At 62.1% G+C, this 506-nt stretch carries 1 protein-coding gene and 1 pseudogene; both read left to right on the forward strand.

Annotated features, from left to right (window positions below; genetic code table 11):
• On the forward strand, positions 1-200 hold a 200-nt coding region (locus tag A6V37_RS11015; RefSeq protein ID WP_167361434.1), incomplete at its 5' end, for a YceI family protein.
• Positions 201-246: 46 nt separating this feature from the next.
• Positions 247-506, forward strand: a pseudogene (locus tag A6V37_RS41740) (polyisoprenoid-binding protein); the annotation flags it as partial.

Genomic DNA, 506 nt, shown 5'->3' on the forward strand with positions numbered 1-506 from the left:
GCAAGCTCACCATCAAGGGCAAGTCGCAAACCGTCGTGGTGCCGGCCACCATTACCAGCCAGGCCGCCACGCAAACCTTCGACTGTGCATTGCCGGTCAAGCGCTCGCAGTTCGACGTCGGCACCGTCCAATGGAAAGACACGTCGCTGGTCGCCGACGAAGTCGCCATTCAATTCCACCTCGTCGCTTCGAAGCAGTAACTCACCACTGAAGCGTCTCAGCACTTTTTGCAACCTGGCGTACACCTTGCTGACAAACATTCTGATCGCCGCCGGCGCACTGGCCGCTGCCCTGTCGTTCAACGCGTTCGCAGCCGACCCGTACCAACTCTACCCGCATCACCCTTCTCCGCCCTTTCACACCCACCACCATGGCCGTGTGCCGACCCGTCCCGGCAACTTCACGACGGCGCGCTGCACCGTGCGCCTCGACCTCGCTGCCATATCCTTGCCGGTCCACATCTCACTCTCCCTACCGTGCGGCGCGTTCAGCTCTGACAACCCTGC

Source organism: Paraburkholderia ginsengiterrae (assembly GCF_001645125.1).
GTDB lineage: Bacteria > Pseudomonadota > Gammaproteobacteria > Burkholderiales > Burkholderiaceae > Paraburkholderia > Paraburkholderia ginsengiterrae.